The sequence below is a fragment of the Pseudomonas frederiksbergensis genome (genome assembly GCF_003732665.1).
GTDB classification, from domain to species: domain Bacteria; phylum Pseudomonadota; class Gammaproteobacteria; order Pseudomonadales; family Pseudomonadaceae; genus Aquipseudomonas; species Aquipseudomonas frederiksbergensis_G.
The window spans coordinates 81,277-94,577 of record NZ_MOBP01000022.1 but is presented as its reverse complement, the minus strand read 5'-3'; the positions used below and the strand labels follow the sequence as shown (position 1 = coordinate 94,577).

The 13,301-nt window shown below is 61.7% G+C and carries 9 protein-coding genes; 4 read left to right on the top strand and 5 right to left on the bottom strand.

The genetic code is table 11. From position 1 onward, the window contains the following. Positions 1 to 46: 46 nt before the first annotated feature. Positions 47 to 478, bottom strand: a complete 432-nt coding sequence (locus BK665_RS28695; protein ID WP_123409897.1) for an ANTAR domain-containing protein — start codon at positions 476 to 478, stop codon at positions 47 to 49. 328 nt (positions 479 to 806) lie between these two features. Continuing rightward, positions 807 to 3,512 carry a magnesium-translocating P-type ATPase gene (mgtA, locus tag BK665_RS28690; protein ID WP_123409896.1) on the bottom strand — a complete coding sequence of 902 codons (2,706 nt, stop codon included), beginning with the start codon at positions 3,510 to 3,512 and terminating at the stop codon, positions 807 to 809. Between mgtA and BK665_RS34555 the strand changes: the two genes are divergently transcribed. Beyond that, on the top strand, positions 3,511 to 3,675 hold the full coding sequence (locus tag BK665_RS34555; RefSeq protein ID WP_185076672.1) for a hypothetical protein: 165 nt from the start codon (positions 3,511 to 3,513) through the stop codon (positions 3,673 to 3,675). The two genes, mgtA and BK665_RS34555, sit on opposite strands and share 2 nt — an antisense overlap. Positions 3,676 to 4,015: 340 nt before the next feature. Here the strand turns inward: BK665_RS34555 and BK665_RS28685 are convergent, their stop codons facing one another. Both BK665_RS28685 and BK665_RS28680 read right to left on the bottom strand, forming a co-directional pair. Further along, the gene (locus tag BK665_RS28685) at positions 4,016 to 5,353 is read right to left on the bottom strand and encodes a lysine N(6)-hydroxylase/L-ornithine N(5)-oxygenase family protein (protein WP_123409895.1); all 1,338 of its coding nucleotides are present in this window, start codon (positions 5,351 to 5,353) and stop codon (positions 4,016 to 4,018) included. A 146-nt stretch (positions 5,354 to 5,499) separates the two neighbouring features. Then, positions 5,500 to 5,982, bottom strand: a complete 483-nt coding sequence (locus tag BK665_RS28680) for a sigma-70 family RNA polymerase sigma factor (RefSeq protein WP_123409894.1) — start codon at positions 5,980 to 5,982, stop codon at positions 5,500 to 5,502. 318 nt (positions 5,983 to 6,300) lie between these two features. Between BK665_RS28680 and BK665_RS28675 the strand changes: the two genes are divergently transcribed. From BK665_RS28675 to BK665_RS28665, 3 genes are read left to right on the top strand one after another with little or no spacing between them, the layout of a single operon-like run. Further along, the gene (locus BK665_RS28675; protein WP_123409893.1) at positions 6,301 to 7,473 is read left to right on the top strand and encodes an efflux RND transporter periplasmic adaptor subunit; all 1,173 of its coding nucleotides are present in this window, start codon (positions 6,301 to 6,303) and stop codon (positions 7,471 to 7,473) included. After that, positions 7,474 to 9,447, top strand: a complete 1,974-nt coding sequence (locus BK665_RS28670) for a MacB family efflux pump subunit (protein ID WP_123409892.1) — start codon at positions 7,474 to 7,476, stop codon at positions 9,445 to 9,447. A 7-nt stretch (positions 9,448 to 9,454) separates the two neighbouring features. Then, a complete protein-coding gene (locus BK665_RS28665) occupies positions 9,455 to 10,849 on the top strand; it encodes an efflux transporter outer membrane subunit (protein WP_123409891.1) in 1,395 nt (464 codons plus the stop codon). Between the two features lie 668 nt (positions 10,850 to 11,517). On the opposite strand, the gene pvdP is transcribed toward BK665_RS28665, so the two are convergent. Further along, entirely contained in the window at positions 11,518 to 13,137 is a 1,620-nt protein-coding gene (gene pvdP, locus BK665_RS28655) for a pyoverdine maturation tyrosinase PvdP (protein WP_123409889.1), read from the bottom strand. Positions 13,138 to 13,301: the final 164 nt, after the last annotated feature.

The following is a 13,301-nucleotide window of genomic DNA, read 5'->3' as shown; positions in this document are numbered from 1 at the left end:
CAGGCAGGCAAAACCACCTGTCAGATCTGACAGTTCCGACAAACGGTCAACCACGCATTTGCTTGTATATCGGGGTCAGCCAAGGCTGATCGTCCTGCAGCGGCGGGTCGATGCGGGCCATTAACCGATGCAGCGTGCTCAAGTCAGGCAATGGGCCTTGGCTGACGTGCACCTTTTGCCGGGCACCGGCCGGAATCGGCGGCAATTGCGCGTGCTCACCGTTGTAGATCAAGGCGTGGTGCACTTGCGGGTTGTCCTGGAAAAAGCCAGACAGGTCCAGGGCACCGGTCGCCATGCAGCCATTGATCAGCACCAGTTCGAACGGCTCGCAGCTGTATTCCACCAGGGTCAGCAGCTCTTCAAGGTTTTGCGCCGGCGCCACCCGGAAGTAACCGAGTTGATTGAACAGGCGCTCGACGTTCATCCGATGGAAATGCTGCTCGTCGGCGATCAGGATTCGTAAGGCTTTGTTCGGCATCAGTGGCCCATGGAGTGAGAAGTTCGTGGGGCGCAAGGCTACGGAACACTGGCGGCGGTTTCTGTAGGACTTTTCCTAAAAATAGCGGTAAGCCTCACCGTGCAATGGCGCTCTGAAAAAACACGAAGGGTGCGAACGGCTCGGAGGAATAGCGATGCTCAGGGGTTGAAGGGCCATGGTTATCGACTGGCGGGGGTTTTCCTTACGCTAGATGAAACAACTAGATACTCATGTAAGACAGGTCTGAAATGTCTCTTCAGCAAGTCCCACATCGGGGGGCGCTGGGGCAATAACGGTGGCGAGGGAGCTCCCTCGCCACAGCTGCGTTTTATTGCCAGCCAAACCGGCGAATGTAGAACCCTTTCACCGCTTGGGTCAGCCCCATGTATGCCAGCAGAATCACCGGCAAAAACACAAAATACAGCGACGGCAGCGCCTGCAGTTTAAAGTAGTGCGCGAACGGTCCCATCGGCAGGAAGATACCAATCGCCATGATGACCCCGGTCATGATCATCAACGGCATGGCGGCGCGGCTTTGCAGGAACGGGATCTTCGGCGTGCGGATCATGTGCACGATCAACGTCTGGGTCAGCAGCCCCACCACGAACCAGCCGGACTGGAACAGGGTCTGGTGGTCCGGCGTGTTGGCGTCGAACACGTACCACATCAAGGCAAACGTGGTGATGTCGAAGATCGAGCTGATCGGCCCGAAGAACAGCATGAAGCGCCCGACGTCCGCCGGTTGCCAGCGTTGTGGTTTTTTCAGCATCTCGGCATCGACGTTATCGAACGGGATGGCGATCTGCGAAATGTCATACAGCAGGTTTTGCACCAGCAGGTGCATCGGCAGCATCGGCAGGAACGGGATAAACGCACTGGCCACCAGCACCGAGAACACGTTGCCGAAGTTCGAACTGGCGGTCATCTTGATGTACTTGAGCATGTTGGCGAAGGTGCGCCGCCCTTCCAGCACGCCCTCCTCCAGCACCATCAGGCTTTTTTCCAGGAGGATGATGTCGGCCGCTTCCTTGGCGATGTCCACCGCGCTGTCCACCGAAATCCCGATGTCGGCGGCACGCAGCGCCGGGGCGTCGTTGATACCGTCACCCATGAAGCCGACGACGTGGCCGTTGCCTTTGAGCAACCGCACGATGCGCTCCTTGTGGGACGGCGTCAGTTTGGCGAAGACGTTGGTGGTTTCCACGGCTACGGCCAGTTCGGCATCGCTCATGCGCTCCACATCGTTGCCCATCAGCAGGCCTTGTTGCTCCAGACCCACTTCGCGGCAGATCTTCGCGGTGACCAGTTCGTTATCACCGGTCAGCACTTTCACCGCGATGCCGTGTTCGGCCAACGCACGCAGGGCCGGCGCAGTGCTTTCCTTCGGTGGATCGAGGAAAGCCACGTAGCCGATCAAAGTCATTTCCTGCTCGTCGGCGATGCTGTAGACCGCCTGATCCTTGGGCGTGTGCCGCGCCGCCACGGCCACCACGCGCAAGCCTTCTTCGTTGAACGAGGCGGTGACTTCGCGAATCCGATCCAGCAGTTCATCGGTCAGCGGCTCGTCGTAGTCGCCATGGCGCACCCGGGTGCAGCCGGCGAGGATTTCTTCCACCGCGCCTTTGCACACCAGCAAATGGTGCTGCTGATCATGCTCGGCCACCACCACCGACATGCGCCGGCGGGTGAAGTCGAACGGCACTTCATCGACCTTGGCAAACGCCGTGGCCACTTCCAGTTCGCGGTGGACTTCGACGTGTTGCAGCACCGCCACGTCCAGCAGGTTTTTCAGGCCGGTCTGGTAGTAGCTGTTGAGGTAGGCCATTTCCAGCACGTCATCGGACTCTTCGCCCCAGACGTCCACATGCCGTGCGAGGAAAATCTTGTCTTGGGTCAGGGTGCCGGTCTTGTCGGTGCACAGCACGTCCATGGCGCCGAAGTTCTGGATCGCGTCCAGGCGCTTGACGATGACTTTCTTGCGCGACAGGAACACCGCGCCCTTGGCCAGCGTCGAGGTGACGATCATCGGCAGCATTTCCGGGGTCAGGCCCACGGCGATGGACAGCGCGAACAGCAGCGCCTGCATCCAGTCGCCCTTGGTGAAGCCATTGATGAACAACACCAGCGGCGCCATCACGAACATGAAGCGGATCAGCAACCAACTGACTTTGTTGACGCCGTTCTGGAACGAGGTGGGCGCGCGGTCGGTGGCGCTGACCCGCTGGGCCAGGGCGCCGAAATACGTACTGTTGCCGGTGGTGAGGATCACCGCAATGGCCGAACCCGACACGACGTTGGTGCCCATGAACAGAATGTTGTCCAGGTCCAGCGGGTTGGCTGTGTCGCTGTCCTGCTGGCGGGGGAATTTTTCCACGGGCATGGATTCGCCGGTCATCGCCGCCTGGCTGACGAACAGGTCCTTGGCGCTGAGCACCCGGCAATCGGCGGGAATCATGTCACCGGCGGAGAGCACGATCAGGTCCCCGGGCACCAATTGTTTGATCGGCAACTCGATGCGCTGCGCGCCCTGGCGCAGCACGGTGGCGGTGTTGCTCACCATGGCCTTGAGCGCGTCGGCGGCCTGGTTCGACTTGGCTTCCTGCCAGAACCGCAGCAACGTCGAGAGCACCACCATGGAGAAAATCACCACGGCAGCCTTGATGTCTTCGGTGAACCACGACACCGCCGCCAACAAGGTCAGCAGCAGGTTGAACGGGTTTTTGTAGCAGTGCCACAGGTGCACCCACCACGGCAGCGGCTGTTCGTGCTCGACTTCGTTGAGGCCGAACTGTTCGCGCAGGGTGTCGGCTTCGAGCTCGCTCAAACCATCGCTGTGACTGCCGAGGCTGTCCAGCAATTGGCCGGTGTCGCTGTTGGCGGCGGACACCAGGGTTTGCGCCAACGTCGGCGGTACTTCACGGCTGACCGTGGTGTCGTTGATGCTTTCCATCAAGGCCAGGCGACGGAAGTGCCGGGCGATGTGGCGGGTGCGCAGGAATCCGGCGAAGAATTCCTTGAGCAAGGTCAGGTTCATGGCAGTTGCCCCCCAGGGTCAGCCGGGAAACCGTCGAGCAGGCGCGTCGAGTCGCCGCGATGGCGACTGGCAAGTCGAGCATCACGCACGGTTCAGCGTCGATGAGAGGGACGTCGGGTATCGGGCCGCCATGGGCCGCGATCGGGATGCCGCTACTCGCTAGTCAGCAAGGTAACGGCACAAAAAACTGCGCGTTAGCTTGCCGAGAAAATGCCGGTTACTGCAACCGGCCGACTACTGTCACTCGAACAAGTACCCACTGTGGGTCTCCGCTATTGATGAAAACGCGCGAAGCTTACGCCCCGATTTCTGGAGAGTAAACGATGCTTGGGCGAGTGCAGGGGGAATCGGCGGGTTCTTCAGGAAGGGTTCAGGATCGGGGAATTGTGGTGTTCTTTTTGGCCCCTTCGCGAGCAAGCCCGCTCCCACAATGGACCTGCGTTCACCGATCAAATGTGGGAGCGGGCTTGCTCGCGAAGGCGGCCTCACAGCCGCCGAAGGGATTAGCTGGCAGTGGCAAGCAACAAATCCATCACCGACCGCCCATGCCCACGGGACTTGCCATGGTCATACAGCGAACCGGCAATCTCATCGGCGCGAATCGGCAGGATCGACAGCAAGGTGTCGCTCAAGCCGTGGCTGGCCTGGCAGAAGCCCTGCATATAGATGGCGGCCTTGCAGCGTTCGTCGGTGATCAGTTTGTAATTGCGATCGACTTCGAAGTCGCCCAGGTATTGCTCCAGCGGCGCCAGCAGTTTGCGGTGCATCTGGCGCTCGTAACCGGTGGCCAGGACCACAGCGTCGTAATGCCGAACGGTGACTTCGCCCGTGGCGTTGTTGCGCACCGCCAGTTCGATGCCGCGCTCGGTGGCGGTGGCTTTTTCGATAGTGGTCAGGGTGCGGAACGCATGGCGGGCGATCCCCGAAACCTTCTGGCGATAGAAGATGCCGTAGATGCGTTCGATCAGGTCGATGTCCACCACCGAGTAGTTGGTGTTGTGGTACTCGTTGACCAGGCGCTCACGCTCGCTGCTCTCTTGCTGGAACACCAGGTCGGTGAATTCCGGCGAGAACACTTCGTTGACGAACGGGCTGTCGTCCGCCGGTTTCAGGGCCGAGCCGCGCAGGATCATGTCCACCTGCACCGACGGGAAGCTGTCGTTCAAATCGATAAAGGCTTCCGCCGCGCTCTGCCCGCCGCCGATGATCGCGACGCTCATCGGTTGGTTGTTCACGCACGGCTGCTTGGCCATTTGCGCCAGGTACTGGGAGTGGTGGAACACGCGGCCGTCATCCTTCAACGCCTTGAACGCTTCCGGAATGCGCGGTGTGCCGCCAGCGCTGACTACTACCGAACGGGTGGTACGCACATGCTGTTGGCCCTGGGTGTCCCGGGAGATTACGCGCAGTGCTTCGACCTGCTGGTTGTGCAGCACCGGCTCGATGGTCAGCACTTCTTCGCCGTAGCGGCTCTGCTCGGTGAACTGCCCGGCGACCCAGCGCAGGTAGTCGTTGTACTCCATGCGGCATGGATAAAAGGTGCCCAGGTTGATGAAGTCCACCAGGCGCCCGTGGTGCTTGAGGTAGTTGACGAACGAGTACGGGCTGGTCGGGTTGCGCAGGGTCACCAGGTCCTTGAGGAAGGAAATCTGCAACTCGCTCTGGGTCGACAACGTGTTGCCGTGCCAGCTATAGGTGGCCTGCTTGTCGAGAAACAGTACATCCAGTTCACCCTGACTCGGCCCGCGCTCTTGCAGGGCGATGGCCAGGGCCAGGTTCGAAGGGCCGAAACCGACGCCGATCAGGTCGTGAACGATGGGCGATGCAATTGCCTGTGTCATTTCCAGTGTCCTCTGGATGAACCCCTCAACAAGGGGAGGAAGCCTAAGTGACCTGGCCGGCCCGGAGCAGGACAGCAGATCGTCTGTTGATAGGAAACGAGGACAATGAAAAAAAATTTAGCGTTGTTTTTTACGGGCCGAGGGGATCAATGGGCGTCCCATTGCTTGATGCGCACCCGGCAATGTTTCATGGCGTTGACGATGTGCTTTTCCACCAGCGCCCGGGAAATCCCCAGGTGTTCGGCGATCTCGGGGTGGGACAGGCCATCGATCTTGCGCAGCAGAAAACTCTCGCGGCACAGCCTCGGCAACTCTGCCAGGGCGCGCTGGAGCATGGCCAGGCGTTGGCCGTGATCAAGGCTGGTGTGCGGCGATGGAGTGAAGTAGCGCTCTTCGGTATCGAGCACTTCCAGGGATTCGACTTGCCGCAGGGCATTGCGCCGATGGTCGTCGATCACCAGATTGAGTGCGGTGCGATAAAGGAAGGCCCGGGGCTGCTCGATCGGCGTGTCGCTGGAACGTTCCAGTACCCGCACATAAGCGTCATGCACCACATCTTCGGCCACCTGACGGTTGCCCAGCTTGGCGTTCAGGAAACACACCAGCTCTCGATAGTAGTTTTCCAACATGACTCCCGGCCGCACGGGGTGCGGTTTGTGTCCTTGAGCCAGATCCGCGACCGCCAAATGGGCAGTAGCACGATGGTGGCAATTTGAGTCGCGTAATTTATAGTAATTCTCATATAGATTTAAAGTGCTGTTTCCGTTTGCCCGATAAATAGTCACCGCTATAGCTGTAACTCCGTGTTTCCGCGCTTAAATTCCACCCTTCCCGCCTCGTTTACAGGACAGCTCCCCGTGTCTGTCGCCCTGCGACAGCGCCCGACTGTCGCCCGATTGGGTGCGGCTTGCGGGCGACGGGCCGAATTCCATTGGCCGGAACCCTGCATGAAACGTCCCCGCACCGCACGACGCGCCTTGCTTGTAGCACTGTGTCTGATCCCCGTTATCGCCGTCGCCGCCTGGCAGATCCTGCCCCCCGGCCGCGATCAGTTCGCCACGGTGCAAGTCAGCCGTGGCGACATCGAAAGCAGCGTCACGGCCCTCGGCACCTTACAACCGCGACGTTATGTCGATGTCGGTGCGCAGGCTTCGGGGCAGATCCACAAGATCCATGTGGAAGTCGGCGATGTGGTCAAGGAAGGCGACCTGCTGGTGGAGATCGACCCATCGACCCAACAGGCCAAACTCGACGCCGGGCGTTATTCCATCGACAACCTCAAGGCCCAGCTCGAAGAACAAAAGGCCCAGCATGAACTGGCCCGACAGAAATTCCAGCGCCAGCAGAACCTCGCCGCCGGTGGCGCCACCCGTACCGAAGACGTGCAAACCGCCCAGGCCGAACTGCGTGCCACCCAGGCTCGGGTCGACATGTTCCAGGCGCAGATCCGCCAGGCCCAGGCCAGCCTGCGCAGCGATCAGGCTGAACTCGGCTACACGCGTATTTATGCGCCCATGAATGGAACCGTGGTCGCCCTCGATGCCCGGGAAGGCCAGACCCTCAACGCCCAGCAACAGACGCCGTTGATTTTGCGTATCGCCAAACTGTCGCCAATGACCGTTTGGGCCGAAGTTTCAGAAGCGGACATCGGCCACGTCAAACCCGGCATGAACGCCTGGTTCACGACGTTGAGCGGCGGTAACCGACGCTGGAGCAGCACGGTGCGGCAGATTCTGCCGATCCCGCCCAAACCCCTGGACCAGACCAGCCAGGGCGGCGGCAGTCCCGCCAGCTCGAGTAAAAGCGGCACCGGCCGCGTGGTGCTCTATACGGTGTTGCTCGACGTCGATAACGCCGACAACGCCTTGATGGCGGAGATGACCACCCAGGTGTTCTTCGTTTCCAACCAGGCGAAAAACGTCCTCACCGCGCCGATTGCCGCGTTGCAGGGTGGCCCCCAGGCGGACAGCCAGACCGCGCAAGTCGTCGCGAAAAACGGCGCCATCCAACAACGGGTGGTGCGCACCGGCATCAGTGATCGTCTGAAAGTGCAGATCGTCGATGGCCTGGAAGAAGGCGATCACCTGTTGATCGGCCCGGCCGACGGGAGTGGCGGCTGAATGCAAACGCCTTTGATCGACCTGCAAGACATCCGCAAGGCCTATGGCGGCGGCGACGCTCCGGAAGTTCACGTATTGCGCGGCATCGACTTGGCGATCCATGCCGGCGAATTCGTGGCGATTGTCGGGGCTTCCGGCTCCGGCAAATCGACGTTGATGAACATCCTCGGCTGCCTCGACCGGCCAACCTCGGGCGAGTATCGCTTCGCCGGGGAAAACGTCGCCCAGCTCGACAGCGATGAACTGGCCTGGCTACGCCGCGAAGCCTTCGGTTTTGTGTTCCAGGGCTATCACCTGATCCCGTCCGGCTCGGCTCAGGAAAACGTCGAGATGCCAGCGATCTACGCCGGCACCCCGGCCGCCGAACGCCACGCCCGCGCCGCCGCCCTGCTTGACCGCCTCGGCCTGGCTTCGCGCACCGGCAACCGTCCGCACCAGCTCTCCGGCGGCCAGCAGCAGCGGGTGTCGATTGCCCGCGCCTTGATGAACGGCGGCCACATCATCCTCGCCGATGAACCCACCGGCGCCCTCGACAGCCACAGCGGCGCCGAGGTCATGGCCCTGCTCGACGAACTGGCGAGCCAGGGCCACGTGGTGATTCTGATTACCCACGACCGCGAAGTGGCGGCCCGGGCCAAGCGCATCATCGAAATCCGCGACGGCCTGATCATCCACGACAGCGCCCACGACGATCCCACCGCACACACCTCGGCCAACCCCGGTGCGTTGCAAGCGGTGGACCTGCGCAAGCGTCTCAGTGAAGGCGCCGAAGCCACCGGGGCCTGGAAAGGTGAACTGGTGGATGCAGTGCACGCGGCATGGCGGGTGATGTGGATCAACCGCTTCCGCACCGCGTTGACCTTGCTGGGGATCATCATCGGCGTGGCGTCGGTGGTGGTCATGCTCGCGGTCGGTGAAGGCAGCAAACGCCAGGTCATGGCGCAGATGGGCGCCTTCGGCTCGAACATCATTTACCTCAGCGGTTCGGCGCCAAACCCGCGCACGCCGCCGGGGGTGGTGACCCTCGATGACGTCGCCACCCTGGCCAGCCTGCCGCAAGTCCGGCAGATCATGCCGGTCAATGGCGCCGAGGCCGGGGTACGCTTTGGCAACGTCGACCACATGAGTTACGTCGGCGGCAACGACACCCATTTCCCGGCGATCTTCAATTGGCCGGTGGTCCAGGGCAGCTATTTCACCGAGGCCGACGAACAGAACGCCGCCGCCGTGGCGGTGATCGGGCACAAGGTGCGCACCAAGTTGCTCAAGGACATCGCCAACCCCATCGGCCAGTACATCCTCATCGAAAACGTGCCGTTCCAGGTGGTCGGCGTGCTCGGGGAAAAAGGTGCCAGTTCCGGGGATACCGACAGCGACAACCGCATCGCCATTCCTTATTCGGCGGCCAGTGTGCGGCTGTTCGGCACGCACAATCCGGAATACGTGGCCATCGCCGCGGCTGACGCTCGCAAGGTCAAGGAAGCGGAAATCGCGATCAAGCAATTGATGCTGCGCCTGCACAACGGCAAGCAGGATTTCGAACTGACCAACAACGCGGCGATGATCCAGGCCGAGGCCCGGACCCAGAACACCCTGTCGCTGATGCTCGGTTCGATTGCAGCGATTTCGCTGTTGGTCGGCGGGATTGGCGTGATGAACATCATGCTCATGACCGTGCGCGAACGCACCCGCGAGATCGGTATCCGCATGGCCACCGGCGCCCGGCAACGCGACATCCTGCGCCAGTTCCTCACCGAAGCGGTGATGCTCTCGGTGGTCGGCGGCCTGGCCGGGATTGCCCTGGCGCTGATCGTCGGCGGCGTGCTGGTGCTGAGCGAAGTCGCCGTGGCGTTTTCCTTGATGGCGGTGCTCGGCGCCTTCGGCTGCGCCCTCGTTACCGGTGTTGTCTTCGGCTTCATGCCGGCCCGCAAAGCTGCCCGGCTCGACCCGGTCACGGCCCTTACCAGTGAATGATCGACCTATGAAGCCGCCCCTCAGTCTATTGACCCTCTGCCTGCTGCTCGGCGCCTGCGCCAACCCTGCCCCGCGCCCGGACAGCGGCCTCGCACCGCCCGCCACCTGGCAATCGCCCCACAGCGACAGCGCCACGCTGGATAACCGGCAATGGTGGACGCAGTTCGGCAGCCCGCAACTGGATCGCCTGATTGAACAGGCCCGGGTCGGCAGTTTTGACCTGGCGGCAGCGGTCGCCCGGGTGCGCCAGGCCCAGGCCGGGACGGTAATTGCCGGGGGTTCGCAGTTGCCGGAAATTAAAGCGGCGGGCAATGCCAACCGGCAGAAATTGCTGCGGGGCAATGGCTACAGTCAGCTCGATGCCGACAGTAGCAACCAGGCGGTGGATTACTTTGATGCCAATCTCAGTGCGAGTTATGAAATCGATTTCTGGGGCGGTAAACGGGCGTCCCGGGACAGTGCGCAGTTTGGGTTGAAGGCCAGCGAGTTTGATCAAGCGACAGTGGAGCTGACTTTGCTCAGCGGCGTGGCCAGCAGCTATGCGCAAGCCTTGTCTTTGCGTGAACAAAGTCGCATCGCCGAGTTGAACCTGGCCAATGCGCAAAACGTCTTGAAACTGGTGCAGACCCGCTTCGACTCAGGCTCAGCCACGGCCCTGGAACTGGCCCAGCAGAAGAGCCTGGTGGCCGCCCAACAACGGCAATTGCCACTGGTGCAGCAACAGGCCCAGGACGCGTTGATCAGCCTCGCCACCCTCCTCGGCCGGCCGGTTCAGGAGCTGAGCCTGAGTCAGGAAGCGTTCGATAGCCTGCAATGGCCGAGTATCGGCACCGGCCTGCCCAGCGAACTGCTGAGCCGTCGCCCGGACATCGCCCGCGCCGAAGCGCAACTGGCAGCCGCCCAGGCCGACGTCACCGTCGCCCGCGCCGCCATGCTGCCGACCGTCACCCTGAGCGCCAACATCGGTTCGGGGGCCAACAGCTTCTCCGACATCATGCGCAGCCCGTTCTACAACCTCACCGCCGGACTGGTCGCGCCAATCTTCAACAACGGCCGCCTCGGCGCCGAACGCGACAAAGCCACGGCGCGACAGGAAGAACTGCTGGCCACCTATCGCGGCGCGATCATCAACGGCTTCGCCGACGTCGAAAAAGCCCTCAACAGCATTCGTGGGCTGAATCAACAGCGACAGTGGCAAGGTGAAGAGTTGAGCCAGGCGCAAACCGCATTCAACATTGCCCAGAGCCGTTATCAGGCGGGCGCCGAGGATTTGCTGACCGTGCTGGAAACCCAGCGCACGCTGTACGCGGCGCAGGATTTGAATGTGCAACTGCGACTATCGAGGCTGCAGGCGAGCATTGCGTTGTACAAAGCGTTGGGTGGGGGGTGGCAGGCGTTGTGATCGCGTTGGCAGTCCGACCGCTTTCGCGAGCAAGCTCGCTCCCACAGAGGATGTGTGTCAGGCGTAAATCCTGTGTCCACTGAAGATCCCTTGTGGGAGCGAGCTTGCTCGCGAAAGCGGTCTGTCAGGCACATAGATGTTGCAGGTGATGGCCCCTTCGCGAGCAAGCCCGCTCCCACAGGGGATCTGTGTCAGGCGCAAATTCTGTGTGCGCTGAAGATCCCTTGTGGGAGCGAGCCTGCTCGCGAAAGCGGTCTGTCAGGCACATAGATGTTGCAGGTGATGACCCCTTCGCGAGCAAGCCCGCTCCCACAGGGGATCGGTGTCAGGCGCAAATCCTGTGTGCGCTGAAGAACCATTGTGGGAGCGGGCTTGCTCGCGAAAGCGGTCTGTCAGGCACATAGATGTTGCAGGTGATGGCCCCTTCGCGAGCAAGCCCGCTCCCACAGGGGATCTGTGTCAGGCGCAAATTCTGTGTGCGCTGAAGATCCCTTGTGGGAGCGGGCTTGCTCGCGAAAGCGGTCTGTCAGGCTAATAGATGTTGCAGGTGATAACCCCTTCGCGAGCAAGCCCGCTCCCACAGGGGATGTGTTTCAGGCGTAAACTCTGTGTGCGCTGAAGAACCATTGTGGGAGCGAGCTTGCTCGCGAATGAACGATAACGCGGTATCAGGCCGAACGTTCCTTGGCCTTCAAATTGCGTGCATACCACGGCCGTTTCGGCACGCGGCGGAACAGGTCGGCGAGTTTCTTTTCGTCTTCGCCGAAGGTGATGCGCAGGGCCAGTTTCATGGTTTCCGGGTCCATTTCCACGGACTTGTTGGCCTGCAACCCCGGCGTGGTGCTGCAGCCGTGGGTGGTCGGGCCGAGCCATGGGTCATCGACTTCAACCCAGCGCCCCGGCGCAAACCAGTGCACGCCGTTGACTTCCAGACGACTGACTTCACCCGGATGGAAACGCTCATGGGCGCGGAACCAGTCTTCCACTCGGTCATCGATCCAGCCATGGAAATGCCAGAACACCGGGTTTACGTGGGAGGAAAACGGATCGCCGAGGAAGTCGTTTTCCGGGGCGAACCAGCGTGCGGCAAAGTCGTCCAGGTCCCGGGCCAGCGGCACTGGCGCACCGTTGGAAGGATCGCGGGGCACCGAGGCCCAACGCATGTGCAGCCAGTCGTGCAGGCCCAGTTCCACTTCGGAACCGAACTGGCCCAGGGTCAACTTCGACAGGTACTGCGGATCACGGTACTGCGATTCCCAGACCTGGAAATTGGTTTGATACGTCTCGGCGGTCTTCAGATCGGCGACCCATTGGGTGTATTCGTCATCGCCTTCGGCCAGCCAGGTCGGCGGTAGCGCGGTGCCGTCGTGGTTGTCGAAATAACGGGCGAAACCGACGCGATCGCGCACCAGTTCCGGCTGCGGCAACGGGAAGTATTGCCAGGACGGCAACTCCTGCATCGAGCGTGCGGTGCCGAGCATGTGCCGGTGCATGAAAAAGAAATCGACGCCCGAGCCGTTGCGATCCTTGTGCTTGCCCCGGGCATCGCGCTCCTGATCACGGGGTCCGGGTTGCCAGCCAATGCCGCGCAGGGCATTGCGCTTGTCTTCGGACAGGGTGTGCCATTTGTCCCGGGACGCATGCCAGAGCTGGTGAAACAACCGATGCTCCGGCGACACCAGCCACGCCAGCAGCGGCGGGTTCAGCCCGGTGCGCTCCCGGGCTTCGGGGAACAGGTGTTTGACCGCGATAAAGCGGTTGTCCTGCATCGGCAAGGCCAACGGGCGATCAAGGCGCGACACCCGGCCACTGAGGCTGCCGCTGCCGGCGTTGCCAAACGCGGCCCAGACTTCGTCCAGGCGCATGTTGAATTCGTAATCGGTGCTGCCATTGGCACCGACCAGCCGCCAGCTCAACTGCGCGGCATCGGTGTCGGCCAGGTCGCCGAAGATCCGGTAGCGCGGCGCATCGGCACTGCGCAAACGCTCGGCGGTGTCGAGAAAACCACTGACCCCGCAGCCCTTATGGCCAATGTCGAGAAACACTTCGAGGCCGTCACGGGGCACGCCGTCGAGACCGGCATCGCGGCCCTCGAAACGAATGCTCCAGACCCCACGCAAGGCATCCGCCAGGCGTTGGCCGGCGACGTCCGCCACATTGAACGACGCTTCACCGGGGGTGATCGTCGGGTCCGGCTTCGTCCATTCGCGATGCCCATAAAAAGCCGCAGGCACGGCGGCGCCGGTCAGCGCCAGGCCCGCCATGAACCATCGTCGAGAAATCGTCATTGCCCTACCTGTGTCAGCCATGAAGCAGGCTTTATCCAAGCTAGAACGTTCATCGCCGCCAGAAATTTAAGAGCTTCGCGGGCAAGCCTCGCTCCTACAGGAATCACATCAACCTTGTGGGAGCGGGCTTGCTCGCGAAGAGGCCATCACATCCACCTAAATTT